Origin of the sequence: Mycobacterium heidelbergense, assembly GCF_010730745.1 — a bacterium.
Lineage (GTDB): Bacteria > Actinomycetota > Actinomycetes > Mycobacteriales > Mycobacteriaceae > Mycobacterium > Mycobacterium heidelbergense.
Map to the genome: position 1 here is coordinate 1,469,844 of NZ_AP022615.1, position 18,781 is coordinate 1,488,624.

Below are 18,781 nucleotides of genomic sequence, written 5' to 3' on the forward strand. Positions count from 1 at the left end.
TGAAGTACACCGGCGCACACCCGATACGCCGCTTGGATTTGCAGTAGACTGCAGTATTGCGTGTAGCTGCATAGTGGGTTTACGCTGACCCGATGACAAGCACCGCCGCGCGGCCGGTGGACGATTTCATGAACGACCCGATCGGCTTCTTCGGGCAGTCGTATACGCGGATGCACAGCATCGACCGCGGCGAGCTCGAAGGGCTGCAGCGCCGGGCCATGGGCATCCGCTTCCGGGAGCACTACGACAGCATCGAGATGCTGCGCAAGCTCGCCGACCGGCTCGGCATCACGGCGCTCAACGAATTCAATGACGTTGTGCCGCTGCTCTTCTCCCACACGGCGTTCAAGTCGTACCCGGCCGCGTTGATCGACAAGAAGCGCTTCGACCTGATGACCCGGTGGCTCGACAAGCTCACCAGCTACGACCTGTCCGGCGTGGACACCACCGGCTGCATCGGGATCGACGACTGGATCGACCGGCTCGACGAGCAGACACCGCTCGAGGTCATCACCTCCAGCGGCACGACCGGCACCATCTCGATCCTCCCCAAGGACAAGCGCGGCGCCGAAGAAGGCATGACGCTGTGGAAGATCTGCCTGTTCCAGACCTTCGGCCAAGAACCGACCGAAGCCGAGCTCAACCCGTCGGTGGACGTGGTCTGGCCCAACTTCGCCAACGGCAAGCTCGGCCACCTGCGCATCGCCAACATGATCAAGCGCGGCTTCACCGGCGGCGACGAGAGCAGATTCCACGCGCTCTACCCGGGCGCGATCGACACCGATCTGATGTTCCTCGCGTCCAAGATGCGGGCCGCGGCGTCCCGCGGGGAACTCGACCGGCTCGAGATCGACCCGGCGCTGGCCGCCCGCAAGGACGAGTTCGTCGCCATGCAGGCGCGTCAGGCGCAGGACATGGACGCCTTCTTCACCCGGCTCAGCGACCAGCTGCGCGGCAGGCGGGTGTTCATGCTGGGCACCTACCACCTGATGTACGACATCGCCAGGGCTGGGCTGGAGCGCGGCGTGCGCAACGTCTTCGCCCCCGACTCGGCGATCCTCACCGGCGGCGGCATGAAAGGCGTTGCGCTGCCGCACGATTTCATGGACGTCATCAAGGAATTCCTCGGCGTCCAGCGGATCCAGGTCGGCTACGGCTTCTCCGAGTCGAGCACCTTCCACTGGGGCTGCACCGAGGGCCGCTACCACGTCGCCCCGTGGGTCATCCCCTTCGTACTCGATCCCGACACCAGCGAGCCGCTGCCCCGCACCGGTGTGCGGACCGGCCGCGCCGCCGTCTACGACATCCTGCTGCGCGCCCACTGGGGCGGCGTCATCTCCGGTGACGAGGTCACCATCGACTGGGACCTGCGCTGCCCGTGCGGGCAGGCCAGCGTCGCCTTCGAACCCGACATCATCCGCTACAGCGAGAAGAAGGGCTTGAAAAATGGGCAAGAGGACGACCGAATCACCTGTGCCGCCACGCATGAGGTGCACAACGAGGCGGTGAACTTCATGAAGGGCGTCGACCTGTGATCGCCTACACCGTCCCGCTGTTCCTGCGGGGGCAAGTCATCACCGACGACCTCGTCCCCTACGGCACCCGCACCGGCGACTGGCAATTCCGGGCGCCGGACATGGCCAAGTACGTCGCGCGCCTGCCGCTCAACAGCCCCGCCGAAATGAGCGACCTCCACGACGTGAGCTTCGACGAGATCCTCGACGTGCTCGAGGCATTGGGCGGCGCACTGGATTTCGAGTCCAACACCCACCTGCAGGAGGCCTACGAAGCCTCGCTGGTGGCCAATGTGCTGCCGGCGGAAATGCTGAAGAACAGCTATCGCGTTCTGGGGCCGCTGTTTTCCCGCGACAATGTCACCGAAATCGCCGACAGCCAGGTCGGGCTGGACTACCTCAACGGGTGGGTCCCGCACAAACTGCACGACGGGCGCGAACTGCGGGTGCGCGCCTTCGGATCCCGCGTGCTGCACATCCCGGCGGGCAACGGTGGGCTGGTCTCGGCGGTGACCATCCTGCGTTCGGTGATCACCCGGTCCGACGCGATCATCAAGGCGCCCTCCAACGATCCGCTGACCGCGATCGCCATCGCCCGCACGCTGGCCGATGTTGCGCCGAACCACCCGATCACCCGGCACCTGGCGGTCGGGTACTGGAAGGGCGGCGATTCGGGCGTCGAAGAAGCCCTCTACCGGCCGCAGCACATCGAAAAGATCGTGGCCTGGGGCGGGCTGGCGTCGGTCAAACACGTAACCCGGTACATCCAGCCGGGTTTGGAGCTCATCGCGCTGGACCCCAAGCGCAGCGCCACCATCATCGGCCGCGAGGCGTTCGACGACGAAGACACGATGCGGGAGGTGGCCCGGCGCGCCGCGACCGACATCGGTGTGGCCAACCAGGAGGGGTGCGCCAACGCCCGGGTCATCTACGTGCTCAGCGGCACGGATCCCGAGGGCCTGGCCAACGCCAATCGGTTCGGGGAATTGGTCTACCGGGAGTTGATGTCGTTGCCTCCGGTCATCAGCACCCCGCCGCGGTATCCCAACCGCGAGCTACTCGACCATCTGGAGGCCTCGCGCATGGCCGACGACTTCTACCGCGTCATCGGCGGCGAGCGCCGCGAGGGCGCCATCGTCGTCTCGCAATTCGATGAGGCCGTTGACTATTCGCCGATGCTGTCCGGGCGGGTCGCCAACGTCGTGCCCGTGGACAGCATCGACAAGGTGACCGCCGCGGTGAACGCCTATACTCAGACCATCGGCGTCTACCCGGAATCCCTGAAGCGGCGGCTGCGAAACACGTTGCCGCTGTTCGGCGCCCAACGGCTGACCACCCTGGGCTACGCGTGCAGCGTCGCGGTCGCCGCCCCGCAGGACGCCATCGAGCCGATCCGGCGGATGTGCAAGTGGATCGTCGACGAGGAATGCGATCCGGAGGTGGTGATCCCGCTGTGGCGACTCACGCCGGCATGACCGAACGTCCGACCGCCCTGGACGTCGTCGACGGAATCGACCTGTCGGGCAAGGTATGTGTGATCACGGGGGCGTCGTCGGGGTTGGGCCGCGAGTCCGCACGCGCGCTGGCCGCGGCGGGCGCGCACGTGGTGCTGGCCGCGCGTGACGAAGACGCGCTGGCGCAGACGGCCCGGTGGATAGCGGCCGAGGTGCCCGGGTCCCGCACCTCGACGGTACGGCTCGACCTCACCGCGCTGGCCAGCGTCCGCGCGGCGGCGGACGCCATAAGCGACGTCGCGCCGACCATAGATGTGTTGATGAACAACGCCGGTGTCATGTTCACCCCGTTCGGACGAACGCGCGATGGATTCGAAATACAGGTCGGGACAAACCATTTCGGGCACTTCGAACTCACCCGGCTCCTTGTCCCGCAACTGGCGGCCGCCGGAGGCGCCCGGATCGTCACGCTGTCGTCCGGGGGCCACCTCATGGGTGACGTCGATTTCGACGACCCGAACTGGGAGAGCCGCGAATACGACAAGTTCGTCGCGTACGGCGCGTCCAAGACGGCGAACATCCTGCACGCGAAGGAGGCCGACCGGCGGCTGCGCGAGTTGGGCATCCGCGCCTTCGCCGTTCATCCGGGCACGGTGGCGACCGCCCTGGCGCGGTACATGTCCCGCTCGGATTTCTCCGAACTCCGCAAGCTTGTCGTTGACAACAGCGCGGCGCGCGGCAAGCGGTCCGACGGCTTCCTCGACTTCACCACGCCCGAGCAGGGCGCGGCCACCCAGGTGTGGGCCGCGGTCAGCCCCGAGCTGAGGGACAAGGGGGCGCTGTACCTGGAAGACTGCGGGGTCAGCGACGCGGTCGCGCCCTACGCCCGCGACGAGCGGCGCGCGGCCGACTGGTGGGCCCTCTCCGAAAAGCTGTGTGACAGAGCGTGAACAGACTCGAACGGCGAAAGCTCGAGGTGCGGGAGAAGATCCTCGCGGCCGCGTTCGAGCTGTTTCTCCGCAACGGCGTCGCGGCCACCACCATCGAGGAGATCTGCGAGCGCGCCGACGTCGCCAATCGAACGTTCTTCAACCACTTCGCCACGCGCCAGGACATGATCCGGGCGTTGGCGCGGCGGCGACTGGTCAACCTGCACGACGTCGTGTTCGACCGTGTCGACCAGCCGATCCCGGACCGGCTGATCGGCGTGTTCGACGACATCGCCGCGGCGCTGGCGGAATCCGGCGACACCTACCGCGAGCTGATCGGGCACATGCTCGCCACCAGCGGCTACGGCATCCAGCGCGGCTTCGACCTGCACGACACGTTCGTCGAGCTGGTCAAGGAGGGGATCGCGCGCGGCGAGGTCGGCGCGCGACACGACCCGGAAACCTTGGCCGACATCATCGTTGGCGCCCTGTCCGGGGGCATCCTCAACTGGACCGTCGACCGGACGTATTCGCTGGAGACCAACCTGCACAACCTCGGCGTCGCGCTGGCCGAGTTGCTGAGCGGGTGAGGCCCGGGGTTTTGACTCTGCGCCCACCAGGGGCTCTACTCGCACTTTTGCCTGGTGGACGCAGAGTCAACTGAAACAGGCCGGCTCATGGCTCCGGGAGCTCCGTCCAGTCGGCCGAAAGCCGCGAGCTGAACCGGGGCGGCCGCCTGTCCAGGAAGGCGCTGACGCCCTCGCGGGCGTCGGCGGTGCCCATCACGCGGTGGTGCAGCTGGGTTTCCAGCGACGCGACCTGCCGCGGCGTGTAGTTGTTGATCGCGCTGTCCCACAGCAGTCGCTTGCACAAGGCCGCCGACATCGGAGCCACGTGGGCCGCGGTGTCGCGGGCCATCTCCACCGCCTGGTCGAGCACCCGCTCGGCGGGCAGCGCCCGATTCGCGATGCCGAGCGCCACCGCCTCCGCGCCCGTGAAGGTGCGCCCGGTGAGCAGCACCTCGGCGGCCACCCCCAGCGTGGCCAGATGCGCCAGCGTCCAGTGCGACATGCAGTCGGGTATCACCCCCCGGCGCACCTGCACCACACCGTATTTGGCGTCCTCGGCGGCGATGCGGATGTCGGCCTGCAGGGCAATCGTCAGGCCGATTCCGATGGCGTGGCCGTTGAGCGCGGCGATCACCGGCTTGCGCAATTCGAAGGCGGCGGGATCGATCGGCGATGCCGAGAACGTGCTGTCGTCCGCGGGCGCCTCGAACGGCGAGATGTTGCCGGAGAAGTCCGCTCCCACGCAGAAGGCACTGCCCGCGCCGGTGACCACGATGGCGCGGACGTCGTCGTCGGCGTCGCACTCCCGGTATGCCTGGCTCAGCAGCCTGCCCATGTCGGCGGTATAGGCGTTGAGATGCTCGGGGCGATTGAGCGTGAGCACCGCCACGCCCGCGTTGCTGTCGACCGTCACGTCGGCGCTCATCGCATCGCCCCCTATTCGGACAGCTGGAATTCCACCATGTCGGCCACCGCGTCCACGGCCTCGCTGAGCGCGGCGAATCGGTCGGCGGCCGACGGCGCCGACAGCACGGCGTAGCGGTCGGCCGTGCCGATCGGGATGCGAGACGCCAACGCGTATAGGCGCTGCCCGGCGTCGGCCGAGCCGTGACCCAGCAGCACGTCGCGGTCCGGCGGCGCGGCCCCGCGAGCCTGGGCGATCCGCTCGAACAGCGCCATCACCCGGTCCTCGAGATCGAGCAGCTGGGCGTGCGTCACCGGATCCCCCGGCTCGTCCGGCCACAGTGTCGCCGTCGCCCGCGGGTAGGGATCGTCGGGCAGCCACCCGGACACCCGGATCCGCTCCCCTGTCCGGCAGCGCAGCGCGAATCGGCCGGCGCCGAGATCGGCGTGTTCGATGATCCCGCACAGGGTTCCGACATCACAGCGCGAATCGCCGCCGCCGACCTCGCGGCCGGCGGAGATCAGCACGACACCGAACGGTTCGTCACCGTCGAGGCAGCGCCGCACCAGCGCGCCGTAGCGGGGCTCGAAGATCCGCAGCGGCAGATCCTCGTCGGGCAGCAGCGCCGACTCCAGCGGAAACATCGCCAGCTCAATGGGTTTGAAATCGGCCATCAGATGTCCAGCTCGGCCACCAGCGCGTCGACGACGGCACGCAGGTCGCCGTCGTGTTCCTCGGCCACCCGCCGCTGCCGCTGGTATGACGCGCCGTCGCGCCAGATGTCGGCCACCGCGCGCAGCTCCTCGGTGCAGTGCAGCGACTTGGCCACCGGCTCCAGCCGGGTCAGCACCTCGGCCAGATCGTCGGTCACCAGCCGCTCGTTGCTCTCGGCGTCCAGGATGATCACGGCGTCCAGGCCGTAACGGGCGGCGCGCCACTTGTTCTCCTGGACGTGCCAGGGCGGCATGGTGGGCAGCGTCTCTCCGGCATCCAGCCTGCGTTCCAGGTCGACGACCAGGCAGTGCGTCAACGCGACCAGCGCGCCGAGCTCACGCAGGTTGGACACGCCGTCGCAGACCCGCACCTCGAGCGTGCCCAGGTGCGGTGATGGCCTGATGTCCCAACGGATTTCGTCGATATGGTCGATGATGCCGGTCTTCTTCTGGTCGTAGACGAAGCCTTCGAACTGCGACCACCTCTGAAAGTGGAACGGCAGCCCCGCGGTGGGCAGCTGCTGGAACATCATCGCGCGATTGCTGGCGTACCCGGTGTCCTCGCCGCCCCACCACGGCGACGACGCCGACAGCGCCAGCAGGTGCGGGTAGTACTTCAGCAGCGACGTCATGATCGGCATCACCTTGTTCGCCGACGAGATCCCGACGTGCACGTGCACCCCCCAGATCAGCATCTGCCGGCCCCACCACTGGGTGCGTTTGATCAGCTCCGCGTAGCGGGGGGCATCGGTGAGCTTCTGGGTCGACCACCGAGCGAACGGGTGGGTGCCGGCGCAGAACAGCTCCATGCCGCGGTCCCGGACGATCCGGCGGGCGGGGCGCAGCGTGTCGCGCAAATCTTCCATCGCCTGCGCGGTGCAGTCGCAGATGCCGCTGACCACTTCGACGGTGTTGCGCAGCAATTCCTTGTGCACACGCGGGTTTTCGCCGATCTCGGCGATGACCGCGGTGGCCTCGTTGTTCAGGTCGCGGGTGTGCGCGTCGACGAGGGCGAACTCCCATTCCACGCCGATGGTCGGCCGTGGCGAGGGGGCGAAGTCGATACGGGCCCGGTCCCTGCTAGCCGGCACCGATGACACCGCACGCTACCCGCTTGCCGGCGTCACCGGTGGTCATCGTCGTCTGGTCCGGACCGGGTGTTCCGTTCGCCTGGGTGTAGCGATCCGACGGGATGTTGGCGAAGTTGTCGGCGCCGGCATGAATGATGATCGCGGTCTTCTCTCCGGTCAGCAGGTCGTCCAGGGTGAAGGCGTCCGTGGTGGTCACCAGCGTGCCGACCCCGTCCTTGCGGACCTCCAGCGAGGTCAGGTCACCGCTGGCGGGCTCGACGGAATGCCCGGGCGCCTGGAAGTGCCCGCCGGCGGACAGGAAGTCGCCGGGCGCGCCGCCGGTCGGGGCAACCGAATTGGCCTCGCACTTGCCCACCTTGTGGATGTGCACTCCGTGGAAGCCGGGCGCGAGGTGACCGGCGCCGGTCGTCGCGATCGTGATGGTGGCATAGCCGTTGCCGAAATCGAGCTTCGCGGTGGCGACCCGAGTGCCGTCGGGTGCCTTCAGCTGGGTGATGACGCTCTGCGCCGCGGGCTGCCCCTCGCCCTCGGCGCCCGGGGTTGTCGACGGGGCGGGCGATCCGGTCCACACCGCCGGCGTGGTACCCGGCGTCGACGCGGGCGGTTGGTTGGGGGTGCAAGCGCTGAGCCCGAGGCTGGCCGCCGCGAACAGTGCGGACGTGGTGGCGGCAGCGACGTGGCGGTGACCGGCGAGCTTAGCCATAGGGCGAGCCTAACCCCGATACGCCGTGCGCGAGCGTAACGCTACTGCGAATTCACCGTGGCGCTCAGCCCGTCACGAGGACGATGACACCGGGCGGCTGGTTGTTGAGTTCCGGAATCCGCGGTTGGACGGGCGCACCCAGCTTCTGGCCCACCGCGTCCGCGGTGGCGCGCTCGTCGCCGGCGTCGGTGTAGTACACGGTGGTGGCCGAGACATCGGACACCGACAGGTTCCCGACGTCGGTCACCTTGAAACCGGCGGAGGTCAGCTCGTCCTTGGTGCGCGTGGCGACGCCCTCTTTCGACGAGATGTTGTAAACGCGCACCTCGGCCTGGTTCGCCGGGGGCTTCGTCGAGGTCGACGACGCGGGGGCGGTGCTGGTCACGCTGGACACCGGCGACGCCGAGTCGTCATCGGAGGTCCCGGAGGAACCCAGCGCCTGCCAGCCGAGCAGCAGGAAAATGACGCCCAGGAACAACAGCACCATCACCATGGCCCGCAGGGGAAGCCCCGTGGAGTCGGGGACGCGCTCTTTCATCGAGCCCACTGTAGCCAGAAAAGTGCCGGAGCCCGCAAAGGCACGGACCCGTCAGGTCACCTCGAAGCCGAGCCGCCGCGCAGCCCGCGCCTTCTGGCGGCTGGCGCGCAGCCGCCGCAGCCGCTTCACCAGCATCGGGTCGGCGGCCAGCGCCTCGGGTCGATCGACGAGCGCGTTGAGCACCTGGTAGTAGCGCGTCCCCGACATCGAGAACAGCTCCTTGATGGCGTCCTCTTTCACCCCGGCGTATTTCCACCACTGACGTTCGAATGCCAGGATGTCGTGTTCACGGCGGGTCAGCCCATCGGCGATTTCAGCGTCGTCCCCCGATCGATTTGCCCGCGCCATGGCGCTGTCCATATCGCTTCCCCTGGACCCTTCCGGCGATTCTCACAGTGTTCGAATGACTTGACTTACATAGGGGCATGTTTCGGCGAATATTGAACCACGTCGCGAACCCTCAAGCCGTAATCCAGACCCGCGAGTCGGCCGATTCCCCCGCGATTGCCCAGCTCTCCCCGTCGCCACCGCGGGACGCTTTAAGCTAGCCGACCATGGCAGTCGTACCCATACGCATCGTCGGAGATCCGGTCCTGCACGCCCCGACGACGCCGGTGGCCGTCGCCGCCGACGGTTCGCTACCGGCGGATCTGCCCGAGTTGATCGCGACCATGTACGAGACCATGGACGCCGCCCACGGCGTCGGCCTGGCCGCCAACCAGATCGGATACGGCCTGCGGCTCTTCGTCTACGACTGCAGCGAGGACCGCGGGCTGACGGACCGCCGCCGCGGCGTGGTCATCAATCCGGTCCTGGAAACCTCCGAAATACCCGAGACGATGCCCGACCCGAACACCGACGACGAAGGGTGCTTGTCGGTTCCCGGCGAGTCGTTCCCCACCGGGCGCGCCAAGTGGGCACGGGTCACCGGGCTGGACGCCGACGGCGGTCCGATCGCCATCGAGGGCAGCGGCCTGTTCGCGCGGATGCTGCAGCACGAGACCGGGCACCTGGATGGATTCCTCTACCTCGACCGCCTCATCGGCCGGTACGCCCGCAGCGCGAAAAGGGCGGTGAAGTCCCACGGTTGGGGCGTTCCGGGACTGTCGTGGCTGCCGGGCGAGGGCCCGGACCCGTTCGGCCACTGATGGTCTCGTGGCCGGACCCGGGAACGCGGGTGACGGTGCGGTACCGGCGCCCGGCCGGATCGGTCCCGCCGCTGACCGACGCGGTTGGGCACCTGCTCGAGGCCGATCCGGTGCTGCGGGTGCGGACGAAAACGGGGGCGGTCGTCGAGATCGCCCCCGCCGACGTCGTCGCGCTGCGGGTCCTGACCGACGCGCCGGTGCGCACCTCCCAGATCCGGGCGCTCGAGCACGCGGCCGCGGCGGCCTGGCCCGGCACCGAGCGGACCTGGCTGGGCGGCTGGCTGCTGCGGGCCGGGCGGGGAGCCGGCCTGGCCGCCAATTCGGCTATGCCGCTGGATATCTCGGCCCGGACGGGTGCGATCCCCGAGATCATGACCTGGTACGAGCGTCGCGGCCTGACACCGTGGCTGGCCATCCCGGATCGCCTGTTGCCCCTGCCGCCCGGCCTGACCGCTGGGCGCACGGAGGTGGTCCTGGTGCGCGACGTGTCGAGCGTCACGCTGGCGTTACGGCCGGACCCGAGCGTCACGCTAGAGCGACGGCCGGGCGACGCGTGGCTGCGGACCTACCAACGCGAGATTCCCGTCGACGCGCTCACCGCCGTCGTCGACGGCGAGCTGATGTTCGGCACCCACCCGGGCGGGGCGATCGCGCGCGCCGCGGTGACCGACGCCCCGGACGGCACCCGCTGGGTGGGCCTGTCGGCGATACGCGCCCCCGACGAACGGGCCGCGGCGGTCCTCTGCGAAGCGCTGCTGGCCTGGGGCGCGGATCGCGGCGCGACCCGCGGCCACGCGCGTGCCCGTCAAGCCGGCGCCACCGCCCTCGCCGATGGGCTGGGTTTCCGGCCACACCACCGCCGCCGCTACGTTCCGGCCCGCGCAATGGATACCGTCTAGCCATGCCCGACGGGACGCTGCGACTGGCCACCTGGAACGTGAACTCGATTCGCACCCGGCTGGGCCGCGTCGTCGACTGGCTGGCCCGCGCCGACGTCGACGTGCTGGCCATGCAGGAGACCAAGTGTTCCGACGGCCAGTTCCCGACCCTGCCGCTGTTCGAACTCGGCTACGAGGTCGCACACGTCGGATTCAATCAGTGGAACGGCGTGGCCATCGCCTCCCGCGTCGGCCTCGACGACGTGCAGATCGGCTTCGAGGGCCAGCCCAGCTGGAGCAGCAAGCCGGAGGTGGCCGCCACGGCCGAGGCCCGCGCGCTGGGCGCCACCTGCGGCGGCATCCGGGTGTGGAGCCTGTATGTGCCCAACGGCCGCGCGCTGGGCGATCCGCACTACACCTACAAGCTGAATTGGCTTGCCGCACTGCGTGATACGGCGGCCGGCTGGCTGCGCGACGATCCCGAGGCCCAGATCGCCCTGGTCGGCGACTGGAACATCGCCCCGACGGACGACGACGTCTGGAGCGCCGAATTCTTTGCCGGCGCCACCCATGTCTCCGAGCCGGAGCGCCGCGCGTTCGACGCCATCGTCGACGCCCAATTCACCGATGTGGTAAGGCCTTTCACCCCGGGGCCCGGGGTCTACACCTACTGGGACTACACCCAGCTGCGGTTCCCGAAGCGGCAGGGCATGCGCATCGACTTCATCCTGGCATCACCGGCGCTGGCGGCCCGGGTGACCGACGCACAGATCGTCCGGGAGGAACGCAAGGGGAAGGCGCCCAGCGACCACGCGCCGGTGCTGATCGATGTGAGTCGGGTTTGAGTCGCATTGACGATTTGTATGCGGGCTGCGTGGCATAAAAAACCAGAAGTTGCTCGTTGTACGCGCGTTTGTAACGTGGCAGGCTTTCGCCTTATACATGCAGAGAACAATTTCGTTGTTGCTGTTAACCTCGCGTTCAACGGGTATACGGGTTGCCGACGCGGTTCCCAGTAAGAGCGATCGGATACCAGGGAGTCATCATGGGTGTCGTCGGCGGGGCAGTCCGGAACGTGGGTAAGACGGTGGGTCGCGCCGCGGACGCGACCACGGCGGCCGCGGGCGCTGTGGGCGGCGCCGCGGTCAACGGAATCGTCGGCGGCGTAACGGGAGCCGCCGAGGGCATCAAGCGCGGAGTCAGCAGTGGCAGCCACTCGACGCCGGCCGCCGCGTTGGCTTTGGGTGCGCTCGGTGTGGCCGGCCTGGTCGAGTGGCCGGTGCTGCTGGCCGTCGGCGGCGGCGCGTTGTTGGTGCACAAGATGCAACGCAAGCCCGAGCCGCCCGCGTCGGCGAAGACGAACCTCAAGCCCGTGCCGTCGGAGCCCGCGGCCAAGAAAGCGGTGCCGCAGAAGGCCGCCGGCAAGGCCGCCGGCAAGCCGGCGGCCAAGAAGGCGGCCGGGCGCCGGGCCGGCGCCGCCGCGTTGCGCAGCACCAACTGAACCGACCGAACGGAACCGTTTAAGCGGTCACCACGGTCACCGCTCGGCCGCACACCGCCGGGTCCAACCGGGTGGGGGCGGGCTCCGGGCGCCGCCGCGGCGACCATCGCGATGGCCGTTCCGAACCGCGCTTCGCAAGGTTGGGGCACGCCGCGCCGGCCGGGCACGCCGCCACCCGGACCTGACGCGCCCGCGACGAACGGCGCGCCGCCCGATCGGGCTGCCGGATCTCCACCACCCCGACGCGCCAAAGCAGCGCATAAAGTTCAACTAACGGGACCCGCAGCACCAAAGCGATCGACGAAACGAGCGGATCGGTCAAGAAGCCCGAGGAGTCGGTCGTCGACATAAGTCCGACGTTGACCTCACGACCCGGCGAGGCGGCAAACCCTTCGTTACCGAAAGGCAAATGATGGCGGAAAAGAAGTCGCGCACAGGGATTTCCCAGCGCGAAGCGGTGGAGAAGATCCGCGAGGGCGAAACCTTCGTGGTGAACGTGCCGGTGATCGGGCAGATGGAGATTCCGCGCCCAGAGCAGTTGGCCTACTACGGGGGTCTGGCCGCGCTGGCGGCGCTGGAGCTCATCGACTGGCCGGTCGCCCTGGTCATCGCCGCGGGGCATCTCCTGGCGAGCAACCACCACAACCGGCTCCTGGAGGAACTCGGCGACGCGATGGAAGAGGCCTAGGGCCGGTCAATCGGCGGCGTCGGCGGGGATCCGTTCGTGCATCGTCAGCAACACGTGGTCGAACTGACTTTGGGCGGCGGCCGGCGGCGACGGCAGGGTGGTCACTTCGGCGAGTAGCTGCTTCGCGAGCGCCCGCAGCTTCACGTTGGTCTCTTGCGAGCGCCACTGCAGGACGCGGAAGGCCTGGTCGGCGCTGACCCGGTAGACATACATCAGCACGCCCTTGGCCTGCTCGATCGACGCGCGGTTCTCGAAGAGGTCCGGCAGGGCCACGTCGAGCGCCTCTTGCCGGGCCTCGTCGAAGGTGTTGGTGAGGTCGATGTAGTAGCCGGCGGTGCCCACCACCGTGCCGGCGTCGTCGAGCATGCGGTCGGCCAGCACGATCGCGTCGTGCACGTTGCCCGCGGTGTCGATGAACCGGTGCCGGCTGGAAAACGACTCCGCCGACCGCAAGGCGTAGTCGAGCAGCTCCTGGACGTGCGCGCGGTCGTCGGGATGCTTGTGCGACAACAGCAGCTTGGTCGTCGGCACGATGGTCCCCGGTTCGTAGCCGTGCATCCTGGCCACCTCGTCGGACCACTCCCAGCGCTGACCGTCGAACCAGAACCGGAAGGTGCCGACGTTCGCGTACGTGCTGGCAGCGTCGGCGGCGTCGGTCGACGGCTGGCGGTTCGCCCCGGGTGCCGACGCACCCGTTCCCGTGGGCTGTTGCACATGTGCATCTTCCCATTTCGTGGGTAGCGGCGGCTACCGCTCTGTCGGGAAGGCCGCCCGCATGCCGCGTCGCGTGCCGTGCGAGTAACGTCGCGTGCGGGCGATCCAGCCAAACCAAGTAAACAGGCGCGGGAGCGCACGCCGAGTGCGCTGAGAGGACGGCTAGGGGCCGTCGACCGTACGAACCTGACCGGGTAATGCCGGCGTAGGGAGATGACAATGACTGAGACCTTGCCGAAAACCGCCGCACCGTCCGTGACCACCGGACCCATCGCGGGCAGCAGCAAGGCGTACCGCGACGTTCAGGGCCCGGGCGGGGCCGGTCTGAGGGTGCCGTTCCGGCGGGTGAACCTGTCCACCGGGGATCACTTCGACCTCTACGACACCTCCGGGCCCTACACCGATCCGGACGCGGCGATCGACCTGACGGCCGGGCTCCCGGCGCGGCCCGGGGTGGTGCGCGACCGCGGCACCCAGCTGCAGCGGGCCCGCGCCGGCGAGATCACCGCCGAGATGGCGTTCATCGCCGCCCGCGAGGACCTGCCCGCCGAGCTGGTGCGCGACGAGGTCGCCCGCGGCCGCGCGGTGATCCCGGCCAACCACAACCATCCCGAGAGCGAGCCGATGATCATCGGCAAGGCGTTCGCGGTGAAGGTCAACGCCAACATCGGCAACTCGGCGGTGACGAGCTCGATCGCCGAGGAGGTCGACAAGATGGTGTGGGCCACCCGCTGGGGCGCCGACACCATCATGGACCTGTCCACCGGCCGCAACATTCACGAAACCCGCGAGTGGATCCTGCGCAATTCGCCGGTGCCGGTCGGCACGGTGCCGATCTATCAGGCGCTGGAAAAGACCAAGGGCGATCCGACGGAGCTGACCTGGGAGATCTACCGCGACACCGTGATCGAGCAGTGCGAGCAGGGCGTCGACTACATGACCGTGCACGCCGGCGTGCTGCTGCGCTACGTGCCGCTGACCGCCAAGCGGGTCACCGGCATCGTGTCCCGCGGCGGGTCCATCATGGCGGCCTGGTGCCTGGCCCATCACCGGGAGTCGTTCCTCTACACCAACTTCGAGGAGCTCTGCGACATCTTCGCCCGCTACGACGTCACCTTCTCGCTCGGTGACGGGCTGCGGCCGGGCTCGATCGCCGACGCCAACGACGCCGCGCAGTTCGCCGAGCTGCGCACCCTGGGCGAGCTGACCAAGATCGCGAAAGCCCGTGGGGCACAGGTGATGATCGAGGGACCGGGACACATCCCGATGCACAAGATCGTCGAGAACGTGCGGCTGGAAGAGGAGCTGTGCGAGGAGGCCCCCTTCTACACGCTGGGCCCCTTGGCCACCGACATCGCGCCGGCCTACGACCACATCACGTCGGCGATCGGCGCGGCCATCATCGCGCAGGCCGGCACCGCGATGCTGTGCTACGTGACCCCCAAGGAGCACCTGGGCCTGCCGGACCGCAAGGACGTCAAGGACGGGGTGATCGCCTACAAGATCGCTGCGCACTCGGCGGACCTGGCCAAGGGGCACCCGCGGGCCCAGGAGCGCGACGACGCGCTCTCCACGGCGCGGTTCGAGTTCCGCTGGAACGACCAGTTCGCGTTGTCGTTGGATCCCGACACCGCGCGGGAATTCCACGACGAGACGCTGCCGGCCGAACCGGCGAAGACGGCGCACTTCTGCTCGATGTGTGGGCCGAAGTTCTGCTCGATGCGGATCACCCAGGACGTGCGGGACTACGCGGCCGCGCACGGGCTCGACAGCGAGGAAGCGATCGAGGCGGCCATGCAGGACAAGTCGCGCGAGTTCGCCGAGCACGGCAACCGGGTGTATCTGCCGCTTACACAGTGAGTTACCTGCCTGTGCCGTCGCCGGGTACCACGCCCCGGCGGGTGCTGACCATCGCCGGATCGGACTCGGGTGGCGGTGCGGGCATCCAGGCCGACCTGCGCACCATGGCGCTGCTGGGCGTGCACGCGTGCGTCGCGGTCACCGCGGTCACGGTGCAGAACACGTTGGGCGTACAGGGTTTTCACGAGGTTCCCGGCGAGGTGGTCGCCGACCAGATCGACGCGGTGGTCACCGACGTCGGCATTCAGGCCGCCAAGACCGGGATGCTGGCGTCGTCGGGCATCATCGACACGGTCGCCGCGACCTGGCGCCGGCTCGGGCTGGCGATTCCGCTCGTCGTCGATCCGGTGTGCGCGTCCATGCACGGAGACGCGCTCATGGCGCCCTCGGCCCTGGATTCGCTTCGCACTCACCTGTTTCCGTTGGCCACGCTGGTGACGCCGAACCTGGACGAGGTGCGGCTGCTCGTGGATGTCGACGTGGTCGACGCCGACTCGCAGCGCGCGGCGGCCACGGCGCTGCACGCGCTGGGCCCGCGGTGGGTGTTGGTCAAGGGCGGGCACCTGCGATCCTCGGATCGCAGCCGCGACCTGCTTTATGACGGCGCGGATTTCCACGAGTTCGACGCGGAGCGCATCCCCAGCGGAAACGACCACGGCGGCGGCGACACGCTGGCGGCCGCGATCGCTTGCGCGCTGGCGCACGGGTTCAGCGTGCCCGACGCGGTCGGCTTTGGGAAGCGGTGGGTCACCGAATGCCTGCGCGCCGCCTACCCGTTGGGCCACGGGCACGGCCCGGTCTCGCCCCTGTTCCGGCTCACATGATTGCCCGCCTCCTCGAGCAGATCGCGGGCATCGCACACCGGCCGGCCGGCGACCCCAACGGCGTCGTCGTGCTGACCCACGGCGCCGGAGGCGATCGGGAATCCCCGCTGCTGCAACGGGTTTGCGACGAATGGGCGCGACGCGGCTGGTTCGCGGTGCGCTACAACCTGCCCTACCGGCGGCGCCGGCCCAGCGGCCCGCCGTCGGGGTCGGCCGCCACCGACCGCGCGGGGATCGTCGAGGCGATCGCGGTGTGCCGCGGCCTCGCCGACGGCCCGCTGATCGCCGGCGGACACTCCTACGGGGGGCGGCAGACGTCGATGGTGGTCGCCGGCGGCGAGGCTCGGGTGGACGTGCTGGCGCTGTTCTCCTACCCGGTGCATCCGCCGGGCAAGCCGGAGCGCCCCCGCACCGAGCACCTGCCCGACATCACGGTGCCGACCGTGTTCACCCACGGGACGTCGGATCCCTTCGGCACGCCGGGCGAGGTGCGCGACGCCGCGGCCCTGATCGCCGCGCCCACCGAGGTCGTCGAGATCACCGGCGCCCGGCACGATTTGCGCTCGAAGACCCTCGACGTGCCAGCGCTCGCCGTCGATGCGGCGCTGCGCCTGCTGCGTCGCCAAACGTGAGGGCGACTCGTCCGGCCCCGGCCGCCGGCGCGCCGAGGTCCGCTTCCCGGCAACCCCGACCCCGTCGGCTTCATCCGCCGCCTCGGCGACGAGGTGATTCCCCGGCTCGCTGAAATCACCTGAGCCGCGAGTTCACCCGGCTTCCCTATCGCGCGACCATGCGGTAGTGTTTACACAAGTATGCTTGTAAAAACTTCGGAAGGCGCGAAACCCCCATGGTCGACAACGAACTCGACGTGCGACAGCTAAGCAAGCCCGACAAGCACCCGACGATCTTCGCCACCTATGCCGACCTGCCGGTCGGCGGATCGTTCGTGTTGGTCAACAATCATGATCCCCGCCACCTGCGCGACGAGTTCGAGGCCGATTACGCCGGCGGCTACCGATGGGAGTACGTCGAGCGGGGCCCGACGGTCTGGCGGATCCGGATCGGCAAGCTCACCGCCACGCCGCTGCCGCGGGTTCTGACGAACACCGCCGACATCGCGGGCGCCGACGCGGAACCGGACGTGGCCGGGGTGGCGTGGAAGCTGGACGTCCGCGACCGCGACCTGGACTCGAACGTCATCACGCTGGCGCCCAACGGCGGGATCGACGCACACACGGGGGCCGACGTGGACGTTTTGGTCCACGTGCTGTCCGGCAGCGGCCGGCTGACCACCGAAGAGGGCACGATCGAGCTGGCCCCCGGTGCGCTGCTCTGGCTCCCGCGCCGGTCGCGGCGCCAATTCACCGCAGGCCCGGACGGATTGCGCTACCTGACCGTGCACCAGAAGCGGGAGATCCTGCCGCTTACCCCGACCGTGCGGCACGCCTGATGAGCGGCGTCGTCGACAACGATCCCGGCAAGCTGCCGCGGTCGAGCCGCGGCGACGACGCCGTGCAGGGGCACTGGCTGCTGGCGCGCTTGGGCAAGCGGGTGTTGCGCCCCGGCGGCATCGGGCTCACCCGCACGCTGCTGGCCGACGCCCGGGTGCCCGACGCCGACGTGCTGGAGCTGGCCCCGGGTCTCGGCCGCACCGCGACCGAGATCCTCGCCCGCCGGCCCCGGTCGTACGTCGGGGCCGAGCAAGACCCCGACGCCGCCCGGTCGGTCCGCGACGTCGTTGCCGGGCGGGGCGAGGTCCGGGTCGCCGACGCGTCCGACACCGGGCTGCCCGACGCCAGCAGGGACGTCGTCATCGGTGAGGCGATGCTGACAATGCAGGGCGATCCGGCCAAACACGCCATCGTGGCCGAGGCCGCACGGGTGCTGCGGCCGGGCGGCCGCTACGCCATCCACGAACTCGCGTTGACGCCCGACACCGTCTCCGATGAGGTCAAAACCGATGTCCGCCAATCGCTTGCCCGCGCGATCAAGGTCAACGCCCGCCCCTTGACGGTCGCCGAGTGGACCCGGCTGCTCACCGACCACGGTCTGGTCGTCGACCGTGTCGCGACGGCGCCGATGGCGCTGTTGCAGCCGCGGCGCCTGATCGCCGACGAAGGCCTCCCACGGGCGTTGCGGTTTGTCATAAACCTGTCGATCCACCGCGAAGCCCGCCGGCGAGTGGCCCAGATGCGGAGCACCTTCCGCCGACACCGCGAACGATTGATCGCCGTCGCGATCGTGGCCCACAAGCCCGCCGGCGACGCCGGCTGACCCGAAACCGCTTGTGCGGTCACGGAATTCCTTAGTTCAGCGCGCGACCAGGGTGTCGAGTTCCGGCGCGTCGGTGCCCGTCAGCCGCCGGTGCATGGCCCAGGCGATCCTGGCGGCCTGGATTTTCGCGTGCTCGGCGACGGGTCCCCGAAACATCTCGTCGACGGTTTCGTTCCACACGGTCAGCCAGCGGACGAAGTGGCGCCCGCTCAGCGGGGTTTGTTGATGCACGCGCCGGTGGGCGTGCAACGCGCTGCCCCGGTACAGTCCGGCGCGAAACAGCACGGTCTGCCAGAAGTCGGCCATCACCGGGATATGCGAGTCCAGCCCGCCGGCCCGCAGCTCGGCGAACGGCCCGATAAGGACGTCGTCGACCATCACCCGGTCATAAAACCGATGCAACAAGGCCTCGACGTCCGCGCGGCCGGTCAGGTCCGCGACCGCCCGGTCGTCTGGCGCGTGGGGCTCGGTCATGGGCG

At 69.0% G+C, this 18,781-nt stretch carries 23 protein-coding genes and 1 riboswitch; of the genes, 14 read left to right on the forward strand and 9 right to left on the reverse strand.

Going from position 1 to position 18,781, the window contains the following annotated elements; translation table 11 throughout:
• Positions 1–92: 92 nt before the first annotated feature.
• From G6N25_RS07025 to G6N25_RS07040, 4 genes are read left to right on the forward strand one after another with little or no spacing between them, the layout of a single operon-like run.
• The gene (locus G6N25_RS07025; RefSeq protein WP_083074226.1) at positions 93–1,535 is read left to right on the forward strand and encodes a long-chain-fatty-acid--protein ligase; all 1,443 of its coding nucleotides are present in this window, start codon (positions 93–95) and stop codon (positions 1,533–1,535) included.
• On the forward strand, positions 1,532–2,989 hold the full coding sequence (locus tag G6N25_RS07030; RefSeq protein WP_083074225.1) for an acyl-CoA reductase: 1,458 nt from the start codon (positions 1,532–1,534) through the stop codon (positions 2,987–2,989). The genes G6N25_RS07025 and G6N25_RS07030 overlap by 4 nt, the downstream gene beginning before the upstream one ends.
• Positions 2,986–3,918: an SDR family NAD(P)-dependent oxidoreductase gene (locus tag G6N25_RS07035; protein WP_083074245.1), complete on the forward strand. Its 933-nt coding sequence runs from the start codon at positions 2,986–2,988 to the stop codon at positions 3,916–3,918. Before G6N25_RS07030 ends, G6N25_RS07035 begins: the two co-directional genes overlap by 4 nt.
• Complete coding sequence (locus tag G6N25_RS07040) at positions 3,915–4,487, forward strand: TetR/AcrR family transcriptional regulator (protein ID WP_083074224.1); 573 nt, start codon at positions 3,915–3,917, stop codon at positions 4,485–4,487. The genes G6N25_RS07035 and G6N25_RS07040 overlap by 4 nt, the downstream gene beginning before the upstream one ends.
• 85 nt (positions 4,488–4,572) lie before the next feature.
• Here G6N25_RS07040 and G6N25_RS07045 read toward each other — a convergent pair whose 3' ends face one another.
• From G6N25_RS07045 to G6N25_RS07070, 6 genes are all read right to left on the reverse strand, one after another.
• Positions 4,573–5,391, reverse strand: a complete 819-nt coding sequence (locus tag G6N25_RS07045) for an enoyl-CoA hydratase-related protein (RefSeq protein WP_083074223.1) — start codon at positions 5,389–5,391, stop codon at positions 4,573–4,575.
• Positions 5,392–5,402: 11 nt separating this feature from the next.
• On the reverse strand, positions 5,403–6,044 hold the full coding sequence (locus tag G6N25_RS07050) for an LON peptidase substrate-binding domain-containing protein (RefSeq protein ID WP_083074222.1): 642 nt from the start codon (positions 6,042–6,044) through the stop codon (positions 5,403–5,405).
• Positions 6,044–7,174 (reverse strand): glutamate--cysteine ligase, encoded by a 1,131-nt coding sequence (locus G6N25_RS07055; RefSeq protein ID WP_083074221.1) that lies wholly within the window; start codon positions 7,172–7,174, stop codon positions 6,044–6,046. The genes G6N25_RS07050 and G6N25_RS07055 overlap by 1 nt, the downstream gene beginning before the upstream one ends.
• Complete coding sequence (gene sodC, locus G6N25_RS07060) at positions 7,164–7,877, reverse strand: superoxide dismutase[Cu-Zn] (protein WP_083074220.1); 714 nt, start codon at positions 7,875–7,877, stop codon at positions 7,164–7,166. The genes G6N25_RS07055 and sodC overlap by 11 nt, the downstream gene beginning before the upstream one ends.
• Before the next feature lie 64 nt (positions 7,878–7,941).
• The gene (locus G6N25_RS07065; protein WP_083074219.1) at positions 7,942–8,415 is read right to left on the reverse strand and encodes a LytR C-terminal domain-containing protein; all 474 of its coding nucleotides are present in this window, start codon (positions 8,413–8,415) and stop codon (positions 7,942–7,944) included.
• 51 nt (positions 8,416–8,466) lie between these two features.
• A complete protein-coding gene (locus tag G6N25_RS07070; RefSeq protein WP_083074218.1) occupies positions 8,467–8,775 on the reverse strand; it encodes a DUF3263 domain-containing protein in 309 nt (102 codons plus the stop codon).
• A 194-nt stretch (positions 8,776–8,969) separates the two neighbouring features.
• On the opposite strand from G6N25_RS07070, the gene G6N25_RS07075 reads away from it, so the two are divergent.
• The 4 genes from G6N25_RS07075 (at position 8,970) to G6N25_RS07090 (ending at position 11,942) form a co-directional block, all read left to right on the forward strand.
• Positions 8,970–9,563, forward strand: coding sequence for a peptide deformylase (locus G6N25_RS07075; RefSeq protein ID WP_083074217.1), 594 nt, complete (start codon positions 8,970–8,972; stop codon positions 9,561–9,563).
• Positions 9,563–10,462, forward strand: coding sequence for an N-acetylglutamate synthase, CG3035 family (locus G6N25_RS07080; protein ID WP_083074216.1), 900 nt, complete (start codon positions 9,563–9,565; stop codon positions 10,460–10,462). Before G6N25_RS07075 ends, G6N25_RS07080 begins: the two co-directional genes overlap by 1 nt.
• Before the next feature lie 17 nt (positions 10,463–10,479).
• Positions 10,480–11,286, forward strand: coding sequence for an exodeoxyribonuclease III (locus G6N25_RS07085; RefSeq protein WP_179961706.1), 807 nt, complete (start codon positions 10,480–10,482; stop codon positions 11,284–11,286).
• A 200-nt stretch (positions 11,287–11,486) separates the two neighbouring features.
• Positions 11,487–11,942 carry a hypothetical protein gene (locus tag G6N25_RS07090; protein WP_163672395.1) on the forward strand — a complete coding sequence of 152 codons (456 nt, stop codon included), beginning with the start codon at positions 11,487–11,489 and terminating at the stop codon, positions 11,940–11,942.
• 19 nt (positions 11,943–11,961) lie between these two features.
• Here the strand turns inward: G6N25_RS07090 and G6N25_RS07095 are convergent, their stop codons facing one another.
• Positions 11,962–12,291, reverse strand: a complete 330-nt coding sequence (locus G6N25_RS07095; protein WP_232065708.1) for an Rv1535 domain-containing protein — start codon at positions 12,289–12,291, stop codon at positions 11,962–11,964.
• Positions 12,292–12,354: 63 nt separating this feature from the next.
• Here G6N25_RS07095 and G6N25_RS07100 point away from each other — a divergent pair, with 63 nt between their 5' ends.
• Positions 12,355–12,630 (forward strand): hypothetical protein, encoded by a 276-nt coding sequence (locus tag G6N25_RS07100; protein ID WP_142272641.1) that lies wholly within the window; start codon positions 12,355–12,357, stop codon positions 12,628–12,630.
• Positions 12,631–12,636: 6 nt separating this feature from the next.
• Here the strand turns inward: G6N25_RS07100 and G6N25_RS07105 are convergent, their stop codons facing one another.
• Positions 12,637–13,344, reverse strand: a complete 708-nt coding sequence (locus tag G6N25_RS07105; protein WP_083074212.1) for a PAS and ANTAR domain-containing protein — start codon at positions 13,342–13,344, stop codon at positions 12,637–12,639.
• A gap of 118 nt (positions 13,345–13,462) precedes the next feature.
• Positions 13,463–13,573: riboswitch (TPP riboswitch) on the forward strand.
• Between G6N25_RS07105 and thiC the strand changes: the two genes are divergently transcribed.
• The 5 genes from thiC (at position 13,564) to G6N25_RS07130 (ending at position 18,302) form a co-directional block, all read left to right on the forward strand.
• Positions 13,564–15,204, forward strand: a complete 1,641-nt coding sequence (gene thiC / locus G6N25_RS07110) for a phosphomethylpyrimidine synthase ThiC (RefSeq protein ID WP_083074211.1) — start codon at positions 13,564–13,566, stop codon at positions 15,202–15,204. It overlaps the preceding riboswitch by 10 nt.
• The gene (thiD, locus tag G6N25_RS07115) at positions 15,201–16,028 is read left to right on the forward strand and encodes a bifunctional hydroxymethylpyrimidine kinase/phosphomethylpyrimidine kinase (protein WP_083074210.1); all 828 of its coding nucleotides are present in this window, start codon (positions 15,201–15,203) and stop codon (positions 16,026–16,028) included. Before thiC ends, thiD begins: the two co-directional genes overlap by 4 nt.
• Positions 16,025–16,660: an alpha/beta hydrolase family protein gene (locus G6N25_RS07120; protein ID WP_083074209.1), complete on the forward strand. Its 636-nt coding sequence runs from the start codon at positions 16,025–16,027 to the stop codon at positions 16,658–16,660. The genes thiD and G6N25_RS07120 overlap by 4 nt, the downstream gene beginning before the upstream one ends.
• A 215-nt stretch (positions 16,661–16,875) precedes the next feature.
• Positions 16,876–17,478, forward strand: coding sequence for a DUF2249 domain-containing protein (locus G6N25_RS07125; RefSeq protein WP_083074208.1), 603 nt, complete (start codon positions 16,876–16,878; stop codon positions 17,476–17,478).
• Entirely contained in the window at positions 17,478–18,302 is an 825-nt protein-coding gene (locus tag G6N25_RS07130; RefSeq protein ID WP_083074207.1) for a class I SAM-dependent methyltransferase, read from the forward strand. The genes G6N25_RS07125 and G6N25_RS07130 overlap by 1 nt, the downstream gene beginning before the upstream one ends.
• Before the next feature lie 36 nt (positions 18,303–18,338).
• Here G6N25_RS07130 and G6N25_RS07135 read toward each other — a convergent pair whose 3' ends face one another.
• The gene (locus G6N25_RS07135) at positions 18,339–18,776 is read right to left on the reverse strand and encodes a group III truncated hemoglobin (protein WP_083074206.1); all 438 of its coding nucleotides are present in this window, start codon (positions 18,774–18,776) and stop codon (positions 18,339–18,341) included.
• Positions 18,777–18,781: the final 5 nt, after the last annotated feature.

What these genes read in the sequence shown, in the direction of transcription:
- G6N25_RS07120 (WP_083074209.1), top strand. Translation starts at nt 16,025, where the DNA reads ATGATTGCCCGCCTCCTCGAGCAGATCGCGGGCATCGCACACCGGCCG.
- G6N25_RS07130 (WP_083074207.1), top strand. Translation starts at nt 17,478, where the DNA reads ATGAGCGGCGTCGTCGACAACGATCCCGGCAAGCTGCCGCGGTCGAGC.
- G6N25_RS07080 (WP_083074216.1), top strand. Translation starts at nt 9,563, where the DNA reads ATGGTCTCGTGGCCGGACCCGGGAACGCGGGTGACGGTGCGGTACCGG.
- G6N25_RS07090 (WP_163672395.1), top strand. Translation starts at nt 11,487, where the DNA reads ATGGGTGTCGTCGGCGGGGCAGTCCGGAACGTGGGTAAGACGGTGGGT.
- G6N25_RS07065 (WP_083074219.1), bottom strand. Translation starts at nt 8,415, where the DNA reads ATGAAAGAGCGCGTCCCCGACTCCACGGGGCTTCCCCTGCGGGCCATG.
- G6N25_RS07100 (WP_142272641.1), top strand. Translation starts at nt 12,355, where the DNA reads ATGGCGGAAAAGAAGTCGCGCACAGGGATTTCCCAGCGCGAAGCGGTG.
- G6N25_RS07070 (WP_083074218.1), bottom strand. Translation starts at nt 8,775, where the DNA reads ATGGACAGCGCCATGGCGCGGGCAAATCGATCGGGGGACGACGCTGAA.
- G6N25_RS07125 (WP_083074208.1), top strand. Translation starts at nt 16,876, where the DNA reads ATGGTCGACAACGAACTCGACGTGCGACAGCTAAGCAAGCCCGACAAG.
- G6N25_RS07050 (WP_083074222.1), bottom strand. Translation starts at nt 6,044, where the DNA reads ATGGCCGATTTCAAACCCATTGAGCTGGCGATGTTTCCGCTGGAGTCG.
- G6N25_RS07045 (WP_083074223.1), bottom strand. Translation starts at nt 5,391, where the DNA reads ATGAGCGCCGACGTGACGGTCGACAGCAACGCGGGCGTGGCGGTGCTC.
- thiC (WP_083074211.1), top strand. Translation starts at nt 13,564, where the DNA reads ATGACTGAGACCTTGCCGAAAACCGCCGCACCGTCCGTGACCACCGGA.
- sodC (WP_083074220.1), bottom strand. Translation starts at nt 7,877, where the DNA reads ATGGCTAAGCTCGCCGGTCACCGCCACGTCGCTGCCGCCACCACGTCC.
- G6N25_RS07075 (WP_083074217.1), top strand. Translation starts at nt 8,970, where the DNA reads ATGGCAGTCGTACCCATACGCATCGTCGGAGATCCGGTCCTGCACGCC.
- G6N25_RS07035 (WP_083074245.1), top strand. Translation starts at nt 2,986, where the DNA reads ATGACCGAACGTCCGACCGCCCTGGACGTCGTCGACGGAATCGACCTG.
- G6N25_RS07025 (WP_083074226.1), top strand. Translation starts at nt 93, where the DNA reads ATGACAAGCACCGCCGCGCGGCCGGTGGACGATTTCATGAACGACCCG.
- G6N25_RS07095 (WP_232065708.1), bottom strand. Translation starts at nt 12,291, where the DNA reads ATGTCGACGACCGACTCCTCGGGCTTCTTGACCGATCCGCTCGTTTCG.
- G6N25_RS07135 (WP_083074206.1), bottom strand. Translation starts at nt 18,776, where the DNA reads ATGACCGAGCCCCACGCGCCAGACGACCGGGCGGTCGCGGACCTGACC.